Origin of the sequence: Halobacillus sp. BBL2006 (genome assembly GCF_000786645.1) — a bacterium.
GTDB lineage: Bacteria > Bacillota > Bacilli > Bacillales > Halobacillaceae > Halobacillus.
In genome coordinates, this window is record NZ_JRNX01000959.1 from 1 (window position 1) to 1,050 (window position 1,050).

Genomic DNA, 1,050 nt, shown 5'->3' on the forward strand with positions numbered 1-1,050 from the left:
CCGCCGTGAATTGGTAAGCTATTTCAGAAAGCTGCTTATCACCTTTTTCATCAAAGAAAGCGTTACCACTCTCATTAAACAAGGACATATTGGCGTGCATACCTGATCCGTTGACACCAAATAACGGTTTTGGCATGAAGGTTGCGTGTAATCCGTGCTGTCGTGCAATGGTCTTTACAGCCAGCTTGAATGTTTGAATGTCGTCACAGTGTTTGACGGCATCAGAGTATTTAAAGTCGATTTCATGTTGACCTGGGGCAACCTCGTGGTGAGAAGCCTCAATTTCGAAGCCCATCTCTTCTAATTCTAAAACAATATCGCGGCGGCAGTTTTCCCCTAAGTCTGTAGGGGCTAAATCGAAATATCCGCCTCTATCGTTCAGTTCCATTGTTGGTTCGCCTTTTTCATCTAATTTGAACAAGAAAAATTCCGGTTCTGTACCAATGTTGAAGGCAGAAAATCCAAGCTTCTCCATTTTTTTGATGTTACGCTTCAGGTTATAACGTGGGCACCCTTCAAATGGAGTCTTGTCTGGGTTGTAAATGTCACAGATGAATCGTGCCACTTTCCCTTTCTCTGAAGTCCAAGGGAATACAACAAATGTATCTAAGTCAGGCACCAAATACATATCAGATTCTTCAATTCGAACGAATCCTTCTATGGATGATCCATCAAACATCATCATTCCGTCTAGTGCTTTGTCTAATTGGCTTAGTGGAATTTCCACATTTTTAATTGTACCGAGCATATCCGTAAATTGCAGACGGATAAATCGGACGTTTTCCTCATCAATTTTTTTGTAAATTTCTTCTTTAGTCAGACCCATTCAATCTTCCCCTCTCAACATGAATTAATGGAAGAATCGAGACAATTCTCCCTGTCGAATTCCTAATTTACCTTGTCTTCCCGCGGTGAAAAGTTCTTGTTGGAGCATACGACGAAGCTCTTTCTCGGAAAGCTCATTATGAACTTCCTGAACCTGTTCTTCATCGTAGACTTCGTTCTCCGGCTGTTCATTAAGCTTAAGAACCTTCTTAATCCCCGCCATAT

At 41.5% G+C, this 1,050-nt stretch carries 1 protein-coding gene and 1 pseudogene; both read right to left on the minus strand.

The features are described 5' to 3' along the window. A partial coding sequence (locus tag LD39_RS21390) for a glutamine synthetase family protein (protein WP_035553840.1) occupies window positions 1-826 on the minus strand: 826 nt, incomplete at its 3' end. Window positions 827-850: 24 nt separating this feature from the next. Beyond that, window positions 851-1,050: pseudogene (locus tag LD39_RS21395) on the minus strand (MerR family transcriptional regulator); the annotation flags it as partial.